Genomic DNA, 22,068 nt, shown 5'->3' on the forward strand with positions numbered 1-22,068 from the left:
CGAAGCGCCGCTTCTCATCGATTCATTCCGCGGCGATCCAATCGACCGGAATCAAGGCGACACCTCGTCGCCAGTTATCCACGACGGCGTTCTGAAACCAGTCGTCTGTCAGATTTGCATGGTCGCACACAATCACCTGTAATTCACCTTCAAGCTCATTAACCACATCGTTCATCAACTTGAACTGACGTCGTACAGCTTGCCAGTCGGCGTCCTCGATTTCCGCTGCATCGGCAACCTCCTCGGGAAAGAACGCCTGAGTAGGTTGGTCAAACATGACGAAGCGCGGAACCGGCCTACCATTAGATACGAACCATTTATGAAGCGCAAGATGGACCGCCAGATGATATCCGATCCAGTTTTCGGCGCTGCCTACGCGCGTAAGAGGGCGAACACCACCCGGAGTTACGGCCGAGACGGTGAGACGATCAGGATCAAGACGAATGTAATGTTCCGAGTTCTCCAGTTGCAGGTATCGGGAATAGTTCGTCAGGTCCGCCCCAATCTGACGCAAGATCTCGTCCATACGCGCATCGACACTATCGTCATCGATCAACGCTTGAAGCGATTCCACTCGCAGTCGGGCAGCCTCCTCAGCTTGAGTTAGCGTCGCAATTCGATCGTCGCCAAAAATCCCCCTATCTAGCTCCTGTGCGATTCGTCCTTGCAGAAACGCTCGCCTCACCGAAATATCATCAGCGTCAGAAGCTGCATTACCAGCGGAAACTAATGCGTTTAACTGCGCCAAGTTCACACGAATCTCGTCGCGTAATTGATCACGACGTTCATAGAGGCTTCTAAGCTCAGCCTCCCGTCGCGGACGAATATTACCCGAGGTTGCTAAACTACGACCGATCTCCTCACGCAAGGAATTGAGGAGATCTATGCTCGGGTCCGGATTCTCGATCTCTTGTAGACACAGCGGACAAATATCTTCCCGATGTGCTCCCTCGGATTTCGTTCTAGGCATGAGTTCCAATGCCTGTAAGCGGTCGGATTGGTACCGCAACTCATCGTCGAAATCTTCTTGCTCCGAGCGAAGACCTCGCAGAAGGTCGATACTATCAGACAGATCGCGATACTCCGCGCGTAGACGACGACGCTCGTCGAGCAATGCTCGCCGCCTACTAACACTTCCATCAACTCCAGGAAGTCTTTCACCTTGACGATTGTCAACTTGAGACTGAGGCGAATTCAATGCAAGTTCTAGTAAACCCCGGACATTCTCAAGGGGGCCCTGGGAGTAGTTGGCAGGTATCAGACCGAGGTCTGCCGCATCTCGAATCAAAGCGACGTGTCTTGAATCCTGCTCATCCATCAAAGCGCGAGCGTCTTCTAATTCTCTCCTAGTTCGACGAAGAATTCGGCGCGCCTGCAAAAATTGCTGACGCAGTACCACGCGTTCTGGATCGATAGCGCCAAGAAAATACGGAAGGGTTTCTCGGATGGTTGCCGCGATTCCCTCTTCGCCTTGCCTATGGAACAAGAACTGTTGACTCGCGATCTCTGTCTGCTTCTGGAAACTGTAGAAAAGTGCCTGACGAACCGAAACGTCGAAGCTGCTTCTTAGGGAAGTTCTTTGCTCTACTCGGAACGATTCAATTCCAAGTCGCTCGCTCAGTTGTTCGCGGAGCACAGTGGTGTCTGCGTTGACTCTCAATGCAGAGTAATCCGGTAGATCCAGCCTACTGTCCCCAATCAACATCATGGCGCGACTTGTTGTGGCGGTCTCAGGATTGGGACGAGCTAAAAGCAAACGAGCAGAGCCGATCTGCACAAGCGTGGCATACCAACTCACCGCCTCCGAAATAATTCCCAGAGGGAGCGTAACTTCGTCACGACCAAGGCAAAACTCAACAAGGTCGAGGACGGCCGATTTACCAGTTTTCGAACGTCCTGTCAGGATGTTTAGACGTCCCGGCATCAGGCGAAGATCGCGTCTTTTCCCCTCATGACTGTAAACAGAAACTGCCAGTATCTGCATCGTTAAGGTCTAACCCCTAGGAGTGAAAATGCCGTGGTGACGTCAGTTGCTGCAAACCATTTGCCACAGGTGCGCGCTCCCGCCACAACCGCCCGAAGTTCTTGAGAGTGACTCCGACGCACTCTCTTGGGCCGTCGGCGGACATAGAGAATCCCGTTTCGCATCTCTAAAAGCTCACACCTCAGGCTATGACGGACAGCATGTCTGGTTGTAGGTACAAGAATCCTAGCAATCTGGGGAAACTGCGCATGCAGCGTTGGATTTGATACACACCAGGAGGCTAGCGTCTTGCGTCTACTTTGAGTGACCGAAGCACGCAGCTGCGGATTCAACGTCAGAGGCATCACGAGGAATGAACAATAAAACGGAAAACCTTCAGAGTTCTCCTCAGAATAGGACTCGACGGCAAAGGTTAGCGCTACGGATGTAATCGCAGGATTGAACAGAGCCAGAGCTTCGGGAGAATGGGCTTCAGACACTGACATCAACAAGAAGACTCTCGAGTTTCAACTGAAAATCAGGGTGCCATCCGATCCTGTAACCAGCATATCCGTCAGCGATAGCGTGGATCATTCCTCTTGTAAACCATGGCTGATCGAAGCGGTCGCGCAGGCGTGCGCGTGCGTCGCGCGCTAAGAGAGAAAGAACCTCCCGGCCAGCATGCTTCTCCTCAATTTCTCCCCTTGCTACTTGCTCGACCTTCTCGTCAAAAATTTGCTCCCATTCATCGTGCAGAGCACAGGCGAACCGATCCAACTCCACTTCGGCAACCAAATTATTCCTCAGCCACTCAGAGCGCTGGGCATACGATCTGTGATAGTCACGTATCGCTTTCCAGAGTCTTCTGTTATCGAGGGCTATCCAGAAGAGTTGCTGCACGAATTCGCGGTCGTGGAATGCCCGCGAATCCTCTTCAACGAAGGGAGAGTTTTGAATCGCTAAAGAAACTGGAAGCGTATCCGATCTGAATTGATCCACAAGGTCTTCCACGTAGCTTTGCAGATCGTGGCCCGTTATCGCTGGCAGGGAACCGTCCAGTAGGCGGACCGCGATACCCGCCCACCACCCCTTAATCTGCTGCAGAAAGCTGTCCTCATTGCCTCGTGCGATAGCGTATCGAAGAATACTAAGCAGTGGTGCGTCGATCTCACGCGCAATTGTTGAACCGTCTTCTACTACAATGCATTCGACTAGACTCAAACGGTCATGTACTTGGAGGTCGAGAAATTTTTTACGCCAGTCAGCTGTTTTCTTGCTCTTGGATTCCTCTGCAGCCGTAACGAGAGCCTGTAGTGCAGCCTGTACGTCTCGTCCCGAATCTGAGCGAAGGCACGCAAGCGGGCTGCCCACCGGCGCAGTTGCTGTGGTGACTAGCCGGAGGATCGGACTACTACCTTCCCAGCTTCTCCTCATGTCCATCCAGACATTCAGACTTCGCCACACGTCCGCGTTGTAGGCTGTGAGGTCGGATGCAGGTTGTACCTGATGTTTCGTTTGCAGCAACTCGGAAGGAGTGCCGTCGATCCCGAACTCGATATCGTCCAGCGCTTCCAGCCTAAGCTGACACGCCGGATCATCACTCGCTCGCTTCGCCAACTCGACTAGCGCCCACATGCACTGATGAAAGTAGCCGAGCGCGTTGCCTGCTGCACCGTGCGAGCTATCGGGCGACATGGCAATAGAACTTACGGTGATCGATGTTCAACGGCAAGACGGCAATCGGGCGGCGCCTCAGCACCCTCACTCACCTCCGCGTAGGTTTCCTGTAGTTGAGAAGTTTCTGTACGTCTTCAAGCCGCCCTGCCGGGCGGGCGCGCGGGCCGAACTGGCGCGCGGCCGAGCTGTCCCGCTCCGCTCTGCACGGCCGCGCTCAACGCCGTCGGCCGGCGCGCGCAGGGCGGGGGAAGGCGCACGAGAAAGACACGGAGCACCCGAGACAGGCGGCTGACGGTAGGCGCCACCTTTCCGCGATCGCCGGATGGTCAAAGCCGGGCCGGGTGCCGTCAACCCCGCTTCGCGCCGATCACGCCTCCGGTGGTCGGCTCGTGCACGCACAGTCACGTCTCGTAGTTCGGCTGTGCGGCGTGATCGGTTACAAGGGTTGACGGCACCCGGCCCGGCTGTAGACGGCTTTGGATCGCGGAAAGGTGACGAGCGGCCAGTCAGCAGCCCGTTGAACAGCGTTGTTGCGCCCGCGCGGCCCGCCGTGGCTGACATCCAATTGTGACATCAACAGGGGCGGTGGGGAAATCCGAAGGACGAGGACGAGCCGAAGCAGCGAAAGCCCAGGTCGCCAGCAGCCACCATGTAGCTGTTAACCGAAGGGTTGTTGGTTCGAGTCCAACCGGGGGAGCTTCCACCCCAGGTCAGCGACCTGGGGTTTTGTCATTCCAGGAACTCGGCGGGCCCGACCCGCCAGAAACCCGCCACTTTCACTCGGCGAACACAACCCAAAGGGCCGCCTGGACGAGCTGGACACTCGCGCTGCGCATCGACGGGATCGAGAACCCTGGGAACGTCCGGTTGGCGGCCGGGCGGCGGAAACGGGATTCCCGTCCACGCAGGGTCAAATGCGGTTCGGTCGCCAGCACGGCGAAGGAGTGACCGGCGCCGTCGACCGGCAGAGCTCACACGCTGCGCAGCACCGACACCACGGCACCCAGGATCACGGCCCGGTCCCCGTCGATGACCTCGTAGGCCGGGTTGCGGGGTTCGAGGTAGACGTGCCCGTTGCGGCGCCGGTAGACCTTCACGGTGGCCTCGTCGTCGATCATCGCGGCGACGATCTGTCCCGAGTGGGCCTCCGACTGCTGGCGCACCACCACGATGTCGCCGTCACAGATCGCGGCGTCGATCATCGAGTCGCCGCGCACTCGCAGGCCGAAGACCGTGCCGCGGCCGGTCAGCTCGCGCGGCAGGGTCAGGGTGTCGTCCTGGTGCTCGATCGCCGAGATCGGCGTGCCGGCCGCGATGTCGCCCACCACGGGCACCGGCACCGAATCTCCCGGCGTGGAACGACCGGGCGACGCCAGGAAGGCCCGCACGTCGATCGGGCGGGACATCGTCGCGCTGCGGCGCAGGAAACCCTTGTCCTCCAAGGCCGCCAGGTGCTTCGACACCGACGACGAGGACCGCAGCCCCACCGCCTCCCCGATCTCCCGCGTGTTCGGCGCGTACCCGTAACGGTTCACCCAATCGCGGATCGCGACGAGGATGCGCTGCTGCCGCTCCGGCAGCGCCGACGGGTCCAGGTGCTCGAACAGGTCAAGATCGTCGTAGGAGGCCACCCGCAGAGGGTAGAGGCTCACACCCGCGCCACCGCGAACACCCGCCGGAACGGGAACCACGTCGTCCCGTCCGCACGCGGCGGGTACGCCTCGGTCAGCAGCGGCGCCAGCTGCGCCCGGAACCGCTGCCACTCGTCGTCGTCCAGCACGGCCCGCACCGGGCGCAACGCCGTCCCGGTGATCCACTCCAGCACCGCGTCCGGCCCGCTCAGCCGCTGGAGGTAGGTCGTCTCCCAGACATCCACCGCGCACCCCGCGTCGGCGAGCAGGTTCGCGTACTCGGCGGGCGAGGAGACCGCATCCTCGCCGCGCAGCACCCCGTGCAACGCCGGCCACTCCGGACGGGAAGCCAGCTCACGGGTCAGCACGTGCGACGGCGACCCCATGTTGCCCGGCACCTGCATCGCGAACCAAGCGCCGGACGGCAGCGCCGCCACCCACCGGCGCAGCAGAGCGCGGTGCTCCGACACCCACTGCAGCACCGCGTTCGTCACCACGACATCGGTGTCCGGCGCCGGCATCCACTCACGCACGTCCGCCACCCGGGCGTCGATCCCCGCCGCGCGAGCCTGCGCCACCATCTCGGGCGAGCTGTCCAGCGCCTCCAACACCGCGTCCGGCCACCGCTTCGCCAGCGACACGGTGAGGTTGCCGGGCCCGCAGCCCAGATCGACCACGCGGCGCGGCGCGGCGGCGTCGATCCGCCCGATCAGGTCGTAGAACGGGCGTCCCCGCAGGTCCGCGTAGTCGAGGTACTTCGCCGGATCCCACACAGTACGATCGTACTGCTATGCCGGGGGTGGCGCCAGCTTCTCCACGGCCTCCCGCGCGATCGCGGCGACCACCTCGAGATCCACCCCGGGATCCGGCCGCGCCTGCAGCACCACGCCGTCCCGCCCGGGCAGCTTCCGCTGGACGAACCACACCCCGCCGCTGGCCAGCTCAGCGCGGTGCCGTGCCCGGATCGACCCGTCCACGCGCTGCCGGACCAGCCACGGCACCTTGCCCGGCCGAGGCAGCTCGAACCGCACCGCCACCCGGTCGCGCAGCACCACGGCCGGCCCGGCGGTGCCGGTCTCGTCGGCTTCGGTGACCGCCAGCGTCCCGTCGCCCCAGATCGCCTTGCTGATCAGGTGCCAGCCGATCCGCCGCGCGCCCGCCCCGTCCGGGACCCACAACCCCAGCTCGGTGACCACGAGATACCCGCCGCCGCGCACCGGCGCCGAACCGATCGCGTTCTCCGACTCCACCAGCCGGCCGGGGAAGTCCTCCGGCAGCGGGTCGCCGATGAGCCGCCGCAGCCACCGCACGCGCTAGTCCATCCCGCCGATCGCCTGGACCTTGAGCGCCTTGCGGTACTCCTCCAGCGCGACGAGGTCCCCGAACAGGGCCCGGTAGTCGTCCGCGGCCTCGATCGGCGACAGCCGCTGCAGCCGTGACTTGATCTCCGCGATCTGCCGTCCCACCAGGTTCTCCTGCACCGCCGCGATCATGCTGCCGATGTAGCGCCCATCGGCCTCGCCCTTGGCGCGCAACGGTTCCACCGCCAGCTCCGACAGCAGCGACCGCACCGGGCCCTCCGGCGTGTACGGGCTCGCGGCGTCGATCAGTCCCGGGCCGGCCAGCCCGCTGCTCGTGCCCCCCGCCTTGAGCACCGCCCGGTGCACGGCCACATACGCCGGATGGGTGAACGCCTCCTCGGGCAGCGCGTCGTACTCCGGGCCCGCATACGCCGGTTCCTGCAGCGCCGCCTTGAGCACCTCGCGCTGCGCCATCAGCCGCGGGTCGTGCGGATCCGGCCGCGGCACGTCCGCCACCGCGGTGCCGTTGACCCGCTGCGCGGGCCTGCGCCCGTTGCCGCGCACCGCCCCGCCCGCGCTCTCCCGCACCCGGCGCACCACCATGGCTTCGTCCTGCCAGCCCACCCACCAGGACAGCTTGGTGGCGTAGCCGTCCCGCTTCGCGCGGTCCTTGATCTGCGCGACCAGCGGCACGGTGCGCTGCAACGCGGCGACCTGACCGTCGACGGAGTCCAGGTCGTACTCCTTGAGGATGCTGCGGATCGCGAACTCGAACAGCGGCGTCCGGCGGGCCACCAGGTCCCGCACCGACGCCTCGCCCTTGGCCAGCCGCAGGTCGCACGGGTCCATGTCGTCCGGGGCGACCGCGATGTAGGTCTGCCCGGCGAAGGTCTGCTCCCCCTCGAACGCCTTCAGGGCCGCCTTCTGGCCCGCCTCGTCGCCGTCGAACGTGAAGATGATCTCGCCGCGGAACGCGTCGTCGTCCATCAGCAGCCGGCGCAGCACCTTCATGTGCTCCTCGCCGAACGCCGTGCCGCAGGACGCGACCGCCGTGGGAACCCCGGAGGCGTGCATGGCCATCACGTCCGTGTAGCCCTCGACGACGACCACCTGATGCCGCTTGGCGATCTCCCGCTTGGCCAGGTCGAGCCCGAACAGCACCTGGGACTTCTTGTAGATCGGGCTCTCGCTGGTGTTGAGGTACTTGGCCTGGATCGGGTCGTCGTCGAACAGCCGCCGCGCGCCGAACCCGACGACGTCGCCGCCGAGGTCGCGGATCGGCCACACCAGCCGCCGGTGGAACCGGTCGATGGGGCCCTGACGGCCCTCCTTGACCAGCTGGGCCTTGAGCAGCTCGGTGAGCTCGAAGCCGCGGTTGAGCAGGTACTTCGTCAGCTTGTCCCAGCCGGCCGGGGCGTAGCCGCAGCTGAACGTGCGGGCGGCGGTCTCGTCGAAGCCACGCTCGGCGAGGAACTCGCGGGCCTTCTGCGCTTCCGGGGTGCGCAGCTGCTCGGCGTAGAACTCGGCGGCCGCCTTGTGCGCCTCGACCATGCGGGTGCGGGTGCCGCGGTCACGCTGGACGCTGCCCCCGCCACCTTCGTAGGTGAGGCGGAACCCGACGCGGTCGGCCAGCCGCTCGACCGACTCGACGAAACCGAGGTGGTCGATCTTCATCAGGAACTTGATGACGTCGCCGCCCTCGCCGCAGCCGAAGCAGTGGAAGGTGCCGTGCGTGGGGCGGACGTTGAACGACGGGGTCTTCTCGTCGTGGAACGGGCACAACCCCTTGAGCGCTCCCCCGCCCGCGTTGCGCAGGGCCACGTAGTCGCCCACGACCTCGTCGATCCGGTTGCGCTGGCGAACCTCCGCGATGTCACTGTCCCGGATCCGGCCTGCCACGACGACCAGTCTAGTGACCACGGGCCGCGCCTCGTGCGGCACACTCGATCCGTGAGCACGCTCGACGGGGTGGCCGAGGAGTTCGCGGCGCTGCGCCCCCACCTGACGGCCGTGGCCTACCGGCTGACCGGCTCGGTGAGCGACGCCGAGGACGCGGTCCAGGAGTCGTGGCTGCGGCTGTCCGCGCTGGACGAGGCGAAGCGCACCCGGATCGTGGACCTGGGCGCCTGGCTGACGACGGTCGTCGGGCGGATCTGCCTCGACCGGTTGCGGTCGGCCGCGGTGCGGCGCGAGAAGTACGTCGGGCAGTGGCTGCCCGAGCCGATCGTCACCCCGCTGGGCGCGCCGGCCGGGGACGACCCGCTGGAGGCCGCCGTCCGTGACGAAGGGGTGCGGATGGCGGCGATGGTCGTGCTGGACCGGCTCACCCCGGAGCAGCGGGTGGCGTTCGTGCTGCACGACGCCTTCGCGGTGCCGTTCGACGAGATCGCGGACATCCTGGGTGTCACCACCGCGACGGCGCGTCAGCACGCCTCCCGGGGGCGCCGCGCGCTGGAGGACGCGCAGCCGCCACCGCGGGCGGACCTGGCCGAGCAGCAGGAGGTGCTCGACCGGTTCATGCGGGCACTCGCCAGCGGGGACGTGCGGGCGGTGGCGGAGGTGCTGCACCCCGAGGTGGTGCTCATCGGCGACAGCGGCGGCAAGGCCAAGACCGCCGTGCAGGTCGTCGCCGGCGCGGACAAGGTCGCCCGCTTCTTCTTCGGGCTGCTGCGGCTCTACCGCCCCAGCGCGCTCACCGCGGGCCGTCCGGTGCTGGTCAACGGCGACCTGGGCGCGTACACCCCGCCCGATCCCGGCGGCGACGGCTACCGGCGGCTGGACGCGCGCCTGCAAACGTTCACCGTGCGGGACGGGCGGATCGCCGCGATCTACGACCAGGCCAACCCGGACAAGCTCACCCGGGTAGCGGAACCCGGCACGCCTCCCCGGACGTGAACCCCTGGTCGGTGATGCCGAGCGCGCTGTTGGTGCGGCCGCGCTGGTTCTCCAGGGCGATCAGGTAGGTGAGCTCGACCAGGCCCGCACGGCCGAACTCGCGTTCGAGCTCGGCGACCTGCTCGTCGGTGACCGCGACCGGGGTCTCCGACATCGCGTCGGCGTAGGCCAGGGCGAGGCGTTCCGGGCGGGTGTAGAGGTCGGAGGTGGCGTAGTCGTCGATGTGCTTCAGGCGCTCGATGTCCAGGCCCGCGTGCTTCTGCAGCATGGTGCCGAAGTCGACGCACCACGAGCAGCCCAGCCGCACGGCCGTCCGGTACTGGGCGAGCTCGCGCACGCTCACCGGCAGGTGCTTGACCGCCCGCTCGACGAGCAGCTCGTGGATCCCGCTCGCGCGCATCAGGGCCGGCTGGTGCGCCGAGACGGCGAACGGCTCGGGCACGGCGCCGAACCGCCTCTTCGCGTAGCGGTACAGGAGCTTGGTGAGCGGTCCGGCGTCCTTCGCGGACACCGCGGGAATGCGGGGCATGGCGTCCTCCTTCGTGGTCCTACCGAGGGGACGAGACGGTGTGGCGAGACGTGACACGTCGGCTCAGGACACCTGCCGCACCCGCCGGTCGCGGACCGCCGAGGCCGATGAGCTCCGCGCCGGGCTACGCCGCGCCGGCAGTCTATTCGCATGACGAACGACCAATCAGCAAGCGCGCGACAGGCGCCCGTCACCGTCGTCGGCCTCGGTCCCATGGGCCTCGCCCTCGCCGGAACGCTGCTGGACCACGGCGCTGGGCCCGATGCTCGCCCAGGCGGCTCCCGTCCTGGACAGGGTGCTACCCAGGCGATCTCGGCACCTTGGAGATGAACCTGAACGCACTGGACCACATCACCCGCACCGCCCAGGAGCAGGGCGTGCACACGGGCCAGCCGCGCCTGATGCGGGAGATCGCGGCACGGGCGATCGCGGACGGCCACGGCGGCAAGAGCTACCTGGCCGTGTCCGAGGTTTTCAAGAACACGGCACGCTAGCCACGCAGGGCGCGGACGTCCCAGACCCAGACGCCGTCGACGTAGCGGGCCGAGGCGCCGATGAGCTGGTCCACCGCCTGGTGCAGCGCGTTGCCGTTGGCGATCGGCGCGAGCACCACCGCATCGGCCTTCCAGTACTTCAGGTCCTCGATCGCCTGGGCGCGCTGCGCACCCGTCACGTCCGGGACGTCGCCGCTGGACCGGACCTGGGCCAGCAGCTCCGCGGTCGGCCGGTTCGCCGCGCCGTACCGGCCGCGCCGGTCGTCCGGTCCGATCGGCCCGACGAAGTACCCGCCGGGCACCGGGAAACCGAGCCCCGCCTGCACCTGCCAGTTCAGCGCCCTGGCGTCACCATCGCTGGGCAGCGGCACCGTGACCAGCGAACCGGACCCGACGTACTGCCGCCACGCCCCGTCGGTGAAGAACGCGGGCGTGTCCGGCCGGAGCTCGGTCTTCAGCGGCGTCGGCGCGACCGGGATCAGCACCGCGGCGAGGGCTCCCAGCCACAGGAACCGCACCGGCAGGTCCCGGTCGCGGAAGTTCGGGGCCGCCCGGAAGACGCGCTCGGTGGCGATCGCCAGCAGCGCGGCGATCGCCGGGATGCAGCCGATCGCCAGCCGTGACTCGAGCAGCGAGTCGAACAGCGGCTGCTCGAACAGCAGCTTCCACGGGCCCGGGATACCGGTCTCCCGGTGGTTGACGATGATCTGGACACCCAGCGACAGCCACGCCATCAGGAACATCGAGATCGCTGCGGCGCGCGCCAGGACGTTGCGCCACAACCACACGGTCAGCACCACCATCAGGATGATGAGCGGCCAGCCGAAGAACGCGTTCTCCTCGGTGCGGTTCATCGACACGTCCGCGGCGGCCTGCGGCGCGCCCGCGATCGACTCCGTCGCGAACCGGGTGAGGGCCGCGGTGTCGTTGCCGACCGGGCCGTGCTCGATCGTGCGGTAGCTCTGCGACCCGAAGAACTGCCACCACAGCGGGTAGATCGTGATCGCGACGGCGATGATCGCGGCGATGGCCAGTCCCCCGGCCATCGGCTTGACCATGCGCAGCGCCTCGCGTGGCCGCGACACCGCGTAACCCGCGGCGAACAGCACGAACGCCATCATCATGATCAGCAACGGTTCCTCGCCCAGGAACACCTGGTAGGCGAGCATCAGACCGAGGATGATGCCGTCGCGCACCGGCCGCCGGCCCTGCGCGAGCCGGATCAGCCGCAGCACGATGAACGGGATCAGGAACAGCACCACGAAGTTCGGGTGCGCGTTGCCGTGCGAGACCATCGCCGGCGCGTACCCGCAGAAGGCGCCACCGATCGCGGCGGCCGTGCGGGAACCGACCAGGTGCCGGGAGAACACCCAGTACCAGGCGGTCGCGGTGCCGGCGAGGCCACCGGTGAGCGCGATCGCCCAGGTGACGGTGGGGCCGAACAGCTGGGTGACCGGCGACAGCGGGATACCGAGGCCGAACATCGCCGTGTTGGCCATCAGGTTGACGCCGACCGGGTAGTTCTGCAGGTCGCTGAAGAGCGGGTTCTCCCAGTGGAAGACCGCGTGCGCGGTGACCGCGAAGAACCACTCCCACATGTTCTGGTCCTGGAAGCTGTTGGCCATGTAGCCGCCGCGGCCCAGGTTGGTCCACAAACCCGCGTAGAGCACGAACGCGGCGACGACGTAGCAGCCGATCACCAGCGCATCCGCGCGGGTGAACCGGCGACGTTCTCCTCCGGCCTCGGGCACGTTTTCGGGCGCCTCCAGCAAAGCGGTCACTTTCTCAACCCTCAAGGTTCGACAACGCGGGCGAAAAAGTAGAACACACCTGTCGCGGCATGCCGTACGAGGAGCAGGAAAGGCCGGTCCACACGCACCTCGACCGGGTCGGCCGGTTTCACCAGCGACAGGGTGCGGATCATGACCGCGGTGGCCGCGGCGCCCTCCAGGCCCTGCTCGTCGAGCCTGAGCACGGACTGGTGCTGCACGGCCGAGACGTGCGCGCGCGGGTCCGCGGTGAGACGGCTCAGCGGGGCTGCACCCGCCGCGAAGAGCGCGCGCACACCGAGCTGCCGAAGCGCTCCGGTGAGGTCCGACGGGCGGTTCAGGTCGATCTTCGGCAGGCGCAGGTCGACCTGGACCGGCCGGGGCGCGGCGAGCAGGGTGGTGAGCTGGTCGGTGCCCAGGCCGGGCTCCTGGTCCGCGAGGTCGCCGTCGGGCAGCAGGACGGTCGCGGTGACGCCGCCGGCGCCGGGCAGCTCGACGACCTGCCAGCCGTCCCGGTGCGCGTAGCCGAGGCGCTCGGACTGGCGCATCATGCGTACCCGGCGAGGGCCGCCCGGGCTGTGGAACTGCTCGTCGCGGGTGGTCGCGGCGCGGAACGGGTGCTGCCAGGCGACCTTGAGGTAGAGGGCGTTGACCAGGCTGGCGACGGTGTCCGCGTCGACCGATCCCGGCGGCAGCAGCTCCGGGATGAGACCGCGAGTGGTCTCGGCGACGTCGGCGTTGATGGCGCGGCGGGCGGCGTCGGGGTCGGCGACGAACGGTGCGGTGCGGGTGGCCGCCCCCGGCCACCCGGCGAGGTCGGTGCGGAAGCCGTCGTGGACGGGCAGCCGGTCCCAGACCCAGAGCGTGTTCGCGACGGCGAGGAGCGGGTCCTCCTGGCGCGTGCGGTTGTGGAGGACGGCGGCGGCGCGGAGCAGGTCGGCCTGCTTGGCGATGTCCGGGTCGCCGCCGGTGAGCAGCTGGAGCAGCTCGTCGGCGGCCGGTCCCCCGGCGGCCTGCGTGGCCAGCCCCAGCGCGCTGGCGATCGAGTAGGGCGAGACGACCGAGTCGCCCCCGCCTCCGGCGACGACCCGGTGCACCGCGAGGCTGAAGCGCAGATGCTCACGTTCCGGCGTGGTCACGTCCCCGACGCTACCCGACCGGTGGTGAGCTTTTCGTGGAGCGCCGCCCGGCCCCACCGGGTGGGGGCGGGCGGAAGTGGCACCAGCGGGCAGCACTCGCGCCGCAACCACGGACGTGACCGGGCAGCCGGTGCTGCCGGTTCCGGTCCGCCGGCACCCCGCCGCACCGTCTGCTGTGGACCGTCCACGTCGGTCACCTGAACCGGATCGCCGACCATGCAGGCCCTTGCCGGTCCACAGCTCGCACGGCGCATCGAGGCACGCGTGGTGCGCTGAGCGCCACCGGCACGAGGGCCGCGCAGCCACCACGGGATCAGCGGCACCATCGCGCCATCACCACCCCGCACCGGCCGCCGGCGTCGAACCCGGGCCTCCCGTCCCCGTCACAGCCGGCACCGCACACCGAGGCACGCGTGGCACGCGTGGCACGCCGGAGCTCACCAGGCACGCGCGGCCCGTGCCGGGGTAACCACGCGAACGGGCCGGGCGGCGCCCCGAGGCCGCCAGTTCAGGGGCGGCCGGTGTGCCAGCGGTGCCACGCGTGCGCCTGCGCATCCGTGAGCGAGGCGACCTGGTCGATCACCACCCGCAACCGCGCGGCGTCGTCGGGGGCGGCGTGCCACGCCGGGTGGAAGGCGGCCTCCAGCGGGTCCGGTGCGCGGGCCGCCAGGACCGTGACCAGCTCGGCCAGCAACTCCCGCTGGCCCTCCAGCACGGCCAGCCGCTGTGGGTCGCTCATCACGTAACGCAGCGCCAGCGCCTTGAGCAGCGCGACCTCGGCCGCCACGCGGTCCGGCACCACCAGGGCCGCGTCGTAGCGGGTGAGCGGGCCCTCGCCGTACTCGGCGCGGGTGCCGGTGACCGCCGCGGAGGCGAACCGGCCGACCAGCTCGCTCGTCATCCGTTTCACCGCGATCTGCGCCCGCGGCGTCGCGTCGAACCCAGCGCGCGCCAGACCGGCGACGACCGGCAGGTCGAGCAGGTCACGGGCGGCGCCCTCCAGCGCGGACACCGACAGGTGCGAGAAGTGCTTGGCCGCCAGCTCCGCGACCGCGGCGCGCTCCCCCGGATCGGCGAGCACGGCCAGCGACAACCGGCCGGCCAGCACGCCGTCCTCGACGTCGTGCACCGAGTACGCCACGTCGTCGGCCCAGTCCATGATCTGCGCCTCCAGGCAGGTGCGATCCTCCGGCGCACCCGCCCGCATCCAGTCGAACACCTCCCGGTCGTCGTCGTACACGCCGAACTTCACCGTGCCGGCCCGCCGCGGCCACGGGTACTTCGTGGCCGCGTCCAGGCACGCGCGGGTCAGGTTCAACCCCGCGTGCTCGACCTTGGGCTCGAGCCGGGTCAGGATGCGCAACGTCTGCGCGTTGGCCTCGAACCCGCCGCACGCCTGCCCCACCTCGTCGAGCGCCCGCTCACCGTTGTGGCCGAACGGCGGGTGCCCGATGTCGTGCGCCAGCCCCGCCGTGTCCGCCAGGTCCGGATCGGCCCCCAGCTCCTCGGCGATTCCGCGCCCGATCTGCGCGACCTCCAGCGAATGCGTCAACCGCGTGCGGGGCACACCGCTGATCTCGGTGCCCTCCCCCGGCCCGACCACCTGGGTCTTGCCCGCCAGCCGGCGCAGCGCGGCGGAGTGCAGCACGCGGGCGCGGTCCCGCGCGAAGGCGCTCCGGCCGTCCGGCCGCGACCCGGGAAGCGCCGCCCGCTTCGGCGCCTCGCCGAGCCACCGTTGTCGATCGTGCTCGCTGTACACCCCGCAACTCTACGGGCGGGAACCGACGGTTTCGGTGCCCGCACGCCCGGATCGCACGAGATGCCCGGTCGTGCGGGTGCGGGATGCGGCAGGCGGAGCGGTCGCGCCGTCGCACACCTGGATCGAGAGGCGCCGGAGGAGGGTCAGCGGAGCCCCGTGCCCCCGATGTCGTCGGCCGGGGTCTTGGTCAGGCGGTAGAACAACAGGGCGCCCGTTTCGCGGTAGATGTAGGCGAACTGGGTCTGCCGGGTCATCACGATGGGTCCGCTGTGGGTCGGCGAGGTCCAGGTGCTCAGGCCCGAGTCGTCGGCCATCGTGCGCGCCCGCAGCGAGTGCCACGGGTCGCTGACCAGCACCGCCGTCCGCAACCCCCGTGAGGTGAGGGCAGTGGCCACCGCACGCAGGCTGCCGAGCGTGTCGCTCCCCTCGCCGACCGCCAGCGTTGCGGTGCGCGGCACCCCGTTCTCGACCAGCCAGTTCGCCCCGGCCGAGGCCTCGGTGTAGGCGTCGCCCGCCCGGTTGCCCCCCGCGGTGACGATCCGGTCGGCCACCCCGGCCTCGTACAACTGGATCGCGTGCCGCAGCCGTGCCTGGAAGATCGGCGACGGCTTGCCGTTGTACTGCGCCGCGCCGAGGACCACGATCGCGTCGGCATGGCTGCGATCGTCGTCCCGCGCGACCTGCCACACGCGGAACGCCGTCCCGCCCACCACCATCGCCAGCACCAGCACCGTGCCCAGCACGGCCCGGCGCACCCAGCTCACCCGATCACCCATCCCGGTCATCCTCCCAGATGGGTTTCACAGCCAGCCGCGCTCCTCCGCCAACCGGATCGCCTCGGCACGCGTGCGGGCACCCGTCTTGCCGATCGCGGCCGACAGGTGGTTGCGCACGGTCCCGTCGGACAGTTGCAGCCGCCGCGCCACATCGGACACCGTGCCGCCGTCGCTGGCCGCCCGCAGCACCTCGTGCTCGCGCGGCGTGAGCGGGCTCGCCCCCGTCACCAGCGACTCGGCGGCCAGCGCCGGATCCACCACCCGGAGTCCGCTGTGGACCCGTCGCACGGCGTCGACCAGCTGTTCCGGCGGCGAGTCCTTCACCACGAACCCGGCCGCGCCCGCCGCCATCGCCCGCGCCAGGTACCCGGGCCTGCCGAAGGTCGTGCACACGATGATCCGGCACGACGGCAGCGCCACGTGCAGCTCGGCCGCCGCGGTCAGGCCGTCCTTGCCCGGCATCTGCACGTCGAGCAGCGCGACGTCCGGCGCGCTCCGCGTCGCCGCGGCCACCACCTCGTCCCCTGCCCCGACCTGGCCGACCACCTCGATGTCCGGCTCCAGTCCGAGCACGGTCGCCAGCGCGCCCCGCACCATCGCCTGGTCGTCGGCCAGCAGCACCCGGATCACGGCGCCTCCACCTGATCGCGCACGGGCACCTCGGCCCGCAACCCGAACCCCTCCCCGGGCCGCGCCCGGACCTGCAACGTCCCGCCGAGCTCGGCCAGCCGCTCCCGCAGCCCGCGCAACCCGTTGCCCGCCCGGCCCGGTTCCGTCCCCCGGCCGTTGTCGGAGATCTCCATCCAGGTGCGGCCCAGCCGCACCTTGACGCGGCTCGCCCCGGAATGCCGCAGCACGTTGGTCACCGCCTCCCGCAGCACGTACCCGAAGGCGCTCTGCAGCTCCGGCCGCACGTTGTCGACCGCGCTCGGCAGGTCCGCGTCGACCTCCGCGGCCCGCAGCGCCGCCCGCGCCCCCGCCAGCTCCGCCGACAGCGACACCTCGCGGTACTCCGACACGGTGGCCCGCACGTCGGTCAGCGCGCTGCGCGCCAGGCCCTCCACCTCACGGATCTCGGCGATCGCCCGTTCCGGGTCCGCGGCGGTCTCGATCAGGCGTCGCGCCAGCCCGGCCTTGACGGCGATGGTGGTGAGGCTGTGGCCGAGGATGTCGTGCAGGTCCCGCGCCAGCCGCTCGCGTTCGGCGCTCACCGCGAGGGCGGCGATCTCCTCGTTCGCCCGGCGCAGCCGCCGCACCGTCTGCGCGAGCCGGCCCATGAAGAACATCGCGGTGGTGATGCCTACGACCGTGCCGATGTCGGAGGCGTTCCCGTGCACGTCGTTGTGGACGAGCAGGAGCACGCCGCACCCGGACGTCGCGATGCCGTCGAGCACCAGCACCCAGCCGGGCGGCAGGCTCATCGCGATCGCGATCGTGGCGTAGAGGAGCATGTAGACGCTGGTGCCCTGCAGCAGTACCGCCCAGCCGAGCACCAGCATCACCAGAGCGAACGGCAGGCGGACCCGCATCCGCCGGTGCGAGAGCAGGAAGAACGGGAAGGTCACGTAGCACAGGCCGTAGGCGGCGAGCAGCAGCACGAGCAGCGGGTCCAGGTGCCGGCCGACCGGCACCGCGGTGACGAGGTAGAAGACCGCCCCGAAGAACGGCCAGCGCAGCACGAACGTCGGACGGGGCCGTCCGGCCGCGTGCTCGTCCCACCAGTGCGCCCTGTCGTCGGCGTCGGCCACCGTGCTGCTCCCCATCACACCCGTGCGGAGTCCTTACGGTAACGGCGGATCACCACGAATCCGACCGCGACCGTCCACCCCGCGAGCCACAGCACGTCCTGTCCCAGGCCGGCGCTCAGGTCGGCGGTCACCGCACCACGCCCGACCTGCGCCATCCAGTAGCTGGGCAGCACGTGCGACACCTGCAGCAGCCAGTGCGGCATCGCGTCGATGGGGATGAAGATGCCGCCCAGCAGGGCCATCGGCAGCATCACCAGCTGGGTCATCGGCTGCACCGAGTCGGCCGTGGCGACCTGCCCGATGAGCAACCCGATCAGGGCGAACGGGATGGCGGCGAGCCACACCCCCAGCGTGACTCGCAGCCAGCTCCCCGCGTCGAGGGACACGCCCTCGGCGACCGCGCCGACCAGCGGCACGAGGACCACCGGTGCCAGCGCGAGCGTCAGTCCCGTCGCGGCTTTCGCGGTGAGGTAACCGGCGCCGGAGAGCGGGGTCAGCCGCAGCTGGCGCTGCCAGCCGGCTTTCCGGTCCATCGCCACCCGCGCCCCGACGAACAGCGCCGACGCCATCGCCCCGAACGAGGTCATGCTGACCATGAGCGCGGCGACCACGCCGTTGTCCCCCTTGGCGAAAATCCCCACGTACAGCAGGAACAGCAGCACCGGGAAGGCCACGGTGAAGATCAGGAACCGCGGCGAGCGCAGCACCCGGCGGATCTCCAGCAGCACGTACTTCAGGCTCATCAATCGTTCTCCTCGTCGGCGGTGAGGGTCAGGAAGGCACCTTCCAGCCTGATTGCGGTGATTTCGATGTCGTGCGCGTCCGGGAACCGGGCCAGCAGCGCGCGCAGGGTCGCGTCGGAGTCCGAACTGGACACCGCGACCCGGCCGCCGCGCACCTCGTACTCGGTGACGCCGGGCAGCTCGACGACGGCCGTGACGGTGGCTCCCGGGACCGCGGCACGCAGGGTGCGGCCGCCGGCCAGCGCCCGGACCTGGGCGACGGAACCGTCCGCGGCGATCCGCCCGGCGCGCATCAGCACGACCCGGTCGGCGAACTCCTCGGCTTCCTCCAGGTAGTGCGTCGCGAACAGCACGGTGCGGCCGGTGTTGGTGAACGCGTGCATCGACTTCCAGAACTCCCGGCGGCTGCTGACGTCCATCGCGGCCGTGGGCTCGTCAAGCACCAGCAGGTCCGGGTCGCTCACCAGGGCGATCGCGAACCGCACCCGCTGCTTCTGGCCGCCGGAGAGCTTGGTGCCCCGCCGGTTCGCCAGGTCCTCGATGCCCGCGCGCCGCAGGGCCGCGGTGACCGGCATCGGGTTGCGGTGCAGCGAGGCGACCATGCCGACCATCTCCCCGACGGTCGCGTCGTCCAGGAGCGCCGCGCCCTGGAGCATCGCGCCGATCGCGCCCCGCGCCACGGCCTCGGCCGGCGTCGCACCGAAGATCGATACCTCGCCGGAATCGGGCCTGGTCAGGCCCAGCATCATGTCGACCGTCGTGGACTTGCCCGCGCCGTTGGGGCCGAGCAGCGCGACCACCTCGCCGGGCGCGATCGTGAGGTCGACGCCATCGACAGCACGCACGTCGCCGTAGTGTTTGCGCAACCCGGTCAGCCGCACCGCGGCCCGGGTCATCGTCTCTGTTCCCGCCATGCCTTCAGCGTGCCGCCGCGGGGGCAGGGGGCCACAGGCCGAGCGTCACGACCTGACCATGACAAGTGTCAGGGTTCGATTTTCCCACATATGAGATAGTGTCCCTGATATGAGAACCATGGAGGATCGCCTGGCGGCCCGCCTCGCCCAACTGCGGGCGGACCGGGGGTGGTCGCTGGACGACCTCGCGGACCGGGCCGGCGTGAGCCGGTCGACGCTGTCGCGGGTGGAACGGGGCGAAATCAGCCCCACCGCGACACTGCTGGGCAAGCTGTGCACCGTCTACGAACGACCGATGTCCCGGCTGCTGACCGAGGTCGAAGCGGACGGGCCGCAGCTGGTCCGCGCACCGGAGCAGACCGTGTGGACGGACGACGACAGCGGCTTCACCCGGCGGTCGGTGTCGCCACCGCACCCGGCGTTCCGGGCGGAGGTGGTCGAGGGCACGCTCCGGCCCGGCGCCGACATCCACTACGACGCACCGTCCGTGCCCGGGCTCGAGCAGCACCTGTGGGTGCTGGCGGGCAGCGTCGAGGTGACGGCCGACGGCGAAACCCACCTGCTCGGGCAGGGCGACTGCCTGCGGTTCCGGCTGTGGGGACCGACGCGGTTCCGCTGCCCGGGGCCGACGGCGGCGCGGTACCTGCTGGTCCTGGTGATGCCGTGATCACGCGACTGTCCGCAGCCGGGTTCGCGGCCGCCGTGCCCGCCCTGGGCGAGGTGCTCGCCGACTGCACGAACGGCGGTGCGTCCGTGGGCTTCCTGGCGCCGCTCGACCCGGCCGAGTCCGCCGCCTGGTGGGCGGGACTGGCCGGCGACGTGGCCGAAGGCCGGGTGCTGGTGTGGGCGGCCTGGGACGGTGCCCGGCTGGTCGGAACCGTCCAGCTCCGGCCCGCGCCGCTGCCCAACGCACCGCACCGGGCCGAACTGGCGAAACTCCTGGTCCACCGGGACGCGCGGGGGCACGGACTGGGGCGCGCGCTGCTCGCGGAAGCCGAACACGCGGCCCGCGCGGCGGGCATCACGCTGCTGGTGCTCGACACCGAAACCGGCAGCCCGGCCGAACGCCTGTACCGGTCGGCGGGCTGGACCGAGGCCGGAACCGTGCCGGGTTACGCCGCCGATCCGGGCGGCACGCTGAAGCCGACAACGTTCTTCTACAAGAACGCCCTGCTCACCGCGCGGTGAGCAGGGCGTTCTCGGGTGTCCCGTCAGCAGCCGGGCAGGCGGGCGGCGAGGTAGGACTCGACCTTGTCGAGCGCCACGCGCTCCTGCTGCATGCTGTCGCGCTCCCGCACCGTCACGGCCTGGTCCTCGAGGGTGTCGAAGTCGACCGTGACGCAGAACGGGGTGCCGACCTCCTCCTGCCGGCGGTAGCGCTTGCCGATCGAGCCGGCGTCGTCGAAGTCGACGTTCCAGTTGCGGCGCAGCTGGGCCGCCAGGTCCTTCGCCTTCGGCGTCAGGTCGGCGTTGCGGGACAGCGGCAGCACCGCGGCCTTGAACGGCGCCAGCCGCGGGTCGAGCCGGAGCACGGTCCGCTTGTCGACCCCGCCCTTGGCGTTGGGCACCTCGTCCTCGTGGTAGGCGTCCAGCAGGAACGCCATCATCGGGCGGCCGACACCGGCCGCCGGCTCGATGACGAACGGCCGGTAGCGCTGCTTCGTGGTCTGGTCGAAGTACGCCAGGTCCACACCGGAGTGGTTGGAGTGCGTGGTGAGGTCGAAGTCGGTGCGGTTCGCGATGCCCTCGAGCTCACCCCATTCCTGGCCGGCGGAGAAACCGAAGCGGTACTCGATGTCGACGGTGCGCTTCGAGTAGTGCGACAGCTTCTCCTTCGGGTGCTCGTAGTGCCGCAGGTTCTCGCGGTTGATGCCGAGGTCGGTGTACCAGTCGGTGCGCAGGTCGATCCAGTACTGGTGCCAGCGCTCGTCCTCACCCGGCTCGACGAAGAACTCCATCTCCATCTGCTCGAACTCGCGGGTGCGGAAGATGAAGTTGCCCGGGGTGATCTCGTTGCGGAACGACTTGCCGATCTGGCCGATGCCGAACGGCGGCTTCTTCCGCGACGTGGTGAGCACGTTGAGGAAGTTCACGAAGATGCCCTGCGCGGTCTCGGGGCGCAGGTAGTGCAGCCCTTCCTCGGTCTCCACCGGGCCGAGGTGGGTCTTGAGCATCATGTTGAACTCGCGCGGCGCCGTGTACTGCCCCCGTGTGCCGCAGTTCGGGCAGGGGACGTCGGACAGGTCGTCCTCCGAGGTCTCCTTGCCGGTGCGCGCGCTGTACTCCTCGGCCAGCTGGTCGGACCGGAAGCGGCGGTGGCACGAAGTGCACTCGACCAGCGGGTCGTTGAAAGCGTTGACGTGGCCGGAGGCCACCCACACCTGGCGCGGCAGGATCACGGAGGAGTCGAGGCCGACGACGTCGTCACGGCTCTGCACCATCGTGCGCCACCACTGGCGCTTGATGTTCTCCTTGAGCTCGACGCCGAGCGGTCCGTAGTCCCACGCCGACCGGGTTCCGCCGTAGATCTCCCCGCTCGGGAAGACGAAGCCACGACGCTTGCACAAGCTGACGACGGTCTCAATGTTGGCGGGCACTCCACGCTCTCCATCAGATGCGGGGACGGTTAACAGTTGTTGACAAGCGTATCCGGCGGTGCTGCCGAGGCCCGGCGCGGGGCTTGACACGGTCCGGGCGAGGCGATAACGGCAACCACTACCGGAAGAACAC

Annotated in this window: 21 protein-coding genes; 4 read left to right on the forward strand and 17 right to left on the reverse strand. The window is 68.7% G+C overall.

All coding sequences use genetic code 11. The features are described from left to right. Window positions 1–22: 22 nt before the first annotated feature. The 7 genes from FHX45_RS07395 to dnaG form a co-directional block, all read right to left on the reverse strand. Window positions 23–1,984 carry a DUF3732 domain-containing protein gene (locus FHX45_RS07395; RefSeq protein WP_167097883.1) on the reverse strand — a complete coding sequence of 654 codons (1,962 nt, stop codon included), beginning with the start codon at window positions 1,982–1,984 and terminating at the stop codon, window positions 23–25. Window positions 1,985–1,986: 2 nt separating this feature from the next. Further along, window positions 1,987–2,469, reverse strand: a complete 483-nt coding sequence (locus FHX45_RS28705; protein ID WP_424923793.1) for a three component ABC system middle component — start codon at window positions 2,467–2,469, stop codon at window positions 1,987–1,989. After that, on the reverse strand, window positions 2,456–3,658 hold the full coding sequence (locus FHX45_RS07400; RefSeq protein ID WP_167097885.1) for an ABC-three component system protein: 1,203 nt from the start codon (window positions 3,656–3,658) through the stop codon (window positions 2,456–2,458). The genes FHX45_RS28705 and FHX45_RS07400 overlap by 14 nt, the downstream gene beginning before the upstream one ends. Window positions 3,659–4,611: 953 nt before the next feature. After that, complete coding sequence (gene lexA / locus FHX45_RS07405; RefSeq protein ID WP_167108583.1) at window positions 4,612–5,271, reverse strand: transcriptional repressor LexA; 660 nt, start codon at window positions 5,269–5,271, stop codon at window positions 4,612–4,614. A gap of 17 nt (window positions 5,272–5,288) precedes the next feature. Next, complete coding sequence (locus FHX45_RS07410) at window positions 5,289–6,044, reverse strand: trans-aconitate 2-methyltransferase (RefSeq protein ID WP_167097887.1); 756 nt, start codon at window positions 6,042–6,044, stop codon at window positions 5,289–5,291. Window positions 6,045–6,059: 15 nt separating this feature from the next. Further along, window positions 6,060–6,581: a hypothetical protein gene (locus tag FHX45_RS07415; protein WP_167097889.1), complete on the reverse strand. Its 522-nt coding sequence runs from the start codon at window positions 6,579–6,581 to the stop codon at window positions 6,060–6,062. A gap of 3 nt (window positions 6,582–6,584) precedes the next feature. Further along, entirely contained in the window at window positions 6,585–8,471 is a 1,887-nt protein-coding gene (gene dnaG / locus FHX45_RS07420) for a DNA primase (protein ID WP_167097891.1), read from the reverse strand. A 51-nt stretch (window positions 8,472–8,522) separates the two neighbouring features. On the opposite strand from dnaG, the gene FHX45_RS07425 reads away from it, so the two are divergent. Further along, a complete protein-coding gene (locus tag FHX45_RS07425) occupies window positions 8,523–9,467 on the forward strand; it encodes an RNA polymerase sigma factor SigJ (RefSeq protein ID WP_167097892.1) in 945 nt (314 codons plus the stop codon). On the opposite strand, the gene FHX45_RS07430 is transcribed toward FHX45_RS07425, so the two are convergent. Continuing rightward, complete coding sequence (locus FHX45_RS07430; RefSeq protein WP_167097894.1) at window positions 9,427–9,996, reverse strand: carboxymuconolactone decarboxylase family protein; 570 nt, start codon at window positions 9,994–9,996, stop codon at window positions 9,427–9,429. The two genes, FHX45_RS07425 and FHX45_RS07430, sit on opposite strands and share 41 nt — an antisense overlap. 107 nt (window positions 9,997–10,103) lie before the next feature. On the opposite strand from FHX45_RS07430, the gene FHX45_RS28575 reads away from it, so the two are divergent. Further along, window positions 10,104–10,490, forward strand: a complete 387-nt coding sequence (locus tag FHX45_RS28575; protein WP_341771387.1) for an imine reductase family protein — start codon at window positions 10,104–10,106, stop codon at window positions 10,488–10,490. On the opposite strand, the gene FHX45_RS07440 is transcribed toward FHX45_RS28575, so the two are convergent. The 8 genes from FHX45_RS07440 to FHX45_RS07475 all read right to left on the reverse strand — a co-directional run bounded on the left by FHX45_RS07440 (window position 10,487) and on the right by FHX45_RS07475 (window position 19,338). Then, a complete protein-coding gene (locus FHX45_RS07440; RefSeq protein WP_167097896.1) occupies window positions 10,487–12,271 on the reverse strand; it encodes a YfhO family protein in 1,785 nt (594 codons plus the stop codon). The two genes, FHX45_RS28575 and FHX45_RS07440, sit on opposite strands and share 4 nt — an antisense overlap. A gap of 11 nt (window positions 12,272–12,282) precedes the next feature. Then, complete coding sequence (locus FHX45_RS07445; RefSeq protein WP_167097898.1) at window positions 12,283–13,398, reverse strand: serpin family protein; 1,116 nt, start codon at window positions 13,396–13,398, stop codon at window positions 12,283–12,285. 508 nt (window positions 13,399–13,906) lie between these two features. Continuing rightward, a complete protein-coding gene (locus FHX45_RS07450) occupies window positions 13,907–15,157 on the reverse strand; it encodes a deoxyguanosinetriphosphate triphosphohydrolase (RefSeq protein WP_167097900.1) in 1,251 nt (416 codons plus the stop codon). 143 nt (window positions 15,158–15,300) lie between these two features. Continuing rightward, a complete protein-coding gene (locus FHX45_RS07455; RefSeq protein ID WP_167097902.1) occupies window positions 15,301–15,933 on the reverse strand; it encodes a YdcF family protein in 633 nt (210 codons plus the stop codon). Window positions 15,934–15,957: 24 nt separating this feature from the next. After that, window positions 15,958–16,563: a response regulator gene (locus tag FHX45_RS07460; protein WP_167097904.1), complete on the reverse strand. Its 606-nt coding sequence runs from the start codon at window positions 16,561–16,563 to the stop codon at window positions 15,958–15,960. Next, complete coding sequence (locus tag FHX45_RS07465) at window positions 16,560–17,696, reverse strand: sensor histidine kinase (protein WP_167097907.1); 1,137 nt, start codon at window positions 17,694–17,696, stop codon at window positions 16,560–16,562. Before FHX45_RS07465 ends, FHX45_RS07460 begins: the two co-directional genes overlap by 4 nt. Further along, entirely contained in the window at window positions 17,696–18,424 is a 729-nt protein-coding gene (locus FHX45_RS07470; protein ID WP_167097909.1) for an ABC transporter permease, read from the reverse strand. Before FHX45_RS07470 ends, FHX45_RS07465 begins: the two co-directional genes overlap by 1 nt. Further along, window positions 18,424–19,338, reverse strand: a complete 915-nt coding sequence (locus tag FHX45_RS07475; protein ID WP_167097910.1) for an ABC transporter ATP-binding protein — start codon at window positions 19,336–19,338, stop codon at window positions 18,424–18,426. Before FHX45_RS07475 ends, FHX45_RS07470 begins: the two co-directional genes overlap by 1 nt. A gap of 109 nt (window positions 19,339–19,447) precedes the next feature. On the opposite strand from FHX45_RS07475, the gene FHX45_RS07480 reads away from it, so the two are divergent. Both FHX45_RS07480 and FHX45_RS07485 read left to right on the forward strand, forming a co-directional pair. Then, entirely contained in the window at window positions 19,448–20,005 is a 558-nt protein-coding gene (locus FHX45_RS07480; protein WP_243868951.1) for a helix-turn-helix domain-containing protein, read from the forward strand. After that, window positions 20,002–20,526, forward strand: a complete 525-nt coding sequence (locus FHX45_RS07485; RefSeq protein ID WP_167097912.1) for a GNAT family N-acetyltransferase — start codon at window positions 20,002–20,004, stop codon at window positions 20,524–20,526. The genes FHX45_RS07480 and FHX45_RS07485 overlap by 4 nt, the downstream gene beginning before the upstream one ends. A gap of 23 nt (window positions 20,527–20,549) precedes the next feature. Here FHX45_RS07485 and FHX45_RS07490 read toward each other — a convergent pair whose 3' ends face one another. After that, entirely contained in the window at window positions 20,550–21,935 is a 1,386-nt protein-coding gene (locus FHX45_RS07490) for a glycine--tRNA ligase (RefSeq protein ID WP_167097914.1), read from the reverse strand. Window positions 21,936–22,068 lie beyond the last annotated feature (133 nt).

Source organism: Amycolatopsis granulosa (genome assembly GCF_011758745.1).
GTDB lineage: Bacteria > Actinomycetota > Actinomycetes > Mycobacteriales > Pseudonocardiaceae > Amycolatopsis_E > Amycolatopsis_E granulosa.

Coding starts and splice junctions, on each gene's coding strand:
- FHX45_RS07465 (WP_167097907.1), bottom strand. CDS start 17,696: ATGGGGAGCAGCACGGTGGCCGACGCCGACGACAGGGCGCACTGGTGG.
- FHX45_RS07475 (WP_167097910.1), bottom strand. CDS start 19,338: ATGGCGGGAACAGAGACGATGACCCGGGCCGCGGTGCGGCTGACCGGG.
- FHX45_RS07400 (WP_167097885.1), bottom strand. CDS start 3,658: ATGTCGCCCGATAGCTCGCACGGTGCAGCAGGCAACGCGCTCGGCTAC.
- FHX45_RS07395 (WP_167097883.1), bottom strand. CDS start 1,984: ATGCAGATACTGGCAGTTTCTGTTTACAGTCATGAGGGGAAAAGACGC.
- FHX45_RS07470 (WP_167097909.1), bottom strand. CDS start 18,424: ATGAGCCTGAAGTACGTGCTGCTGGAGATCCGCCGGGTGCTGCGCTCG.
- FHX45_RS07455 (WP_167097902.1), bottom strand. CDS start 15,933: ATGGGTGATCGGGTGAGCTGGGTGCGCCGGGCCGTGCTGGGCACGGTG.
- FHX45_RS28705 (WP_424923793.1), bottom strand. CDS start 2,469: ATGTCAGTGTCTGAAGCCCATTCTCCCGAAGCTCTGGCTCTGTTCAAT.
- FHX45_RS07430 (WP_167097894.1), bottom strand. CDS start 9,996: ATGCCCCGCATTCCCGCGGTGTCCGCGAAGGACGCCGGACCGCTCACC.
- FHX45_RS07480 (WP_243868951.1), top strand. CDS start 19,448: ATGAGAACCATGGAGGATCGCCTGGCGGCCCGCCTCGCCCAACTGCGG.
- FHX45_RS28575 (WP_341771387.1), top strand. CDS start 10,104: ATGAGCTCCGCGCCGGGCTACGCCGCGCCGGCAGTCTATTCGCATGAC.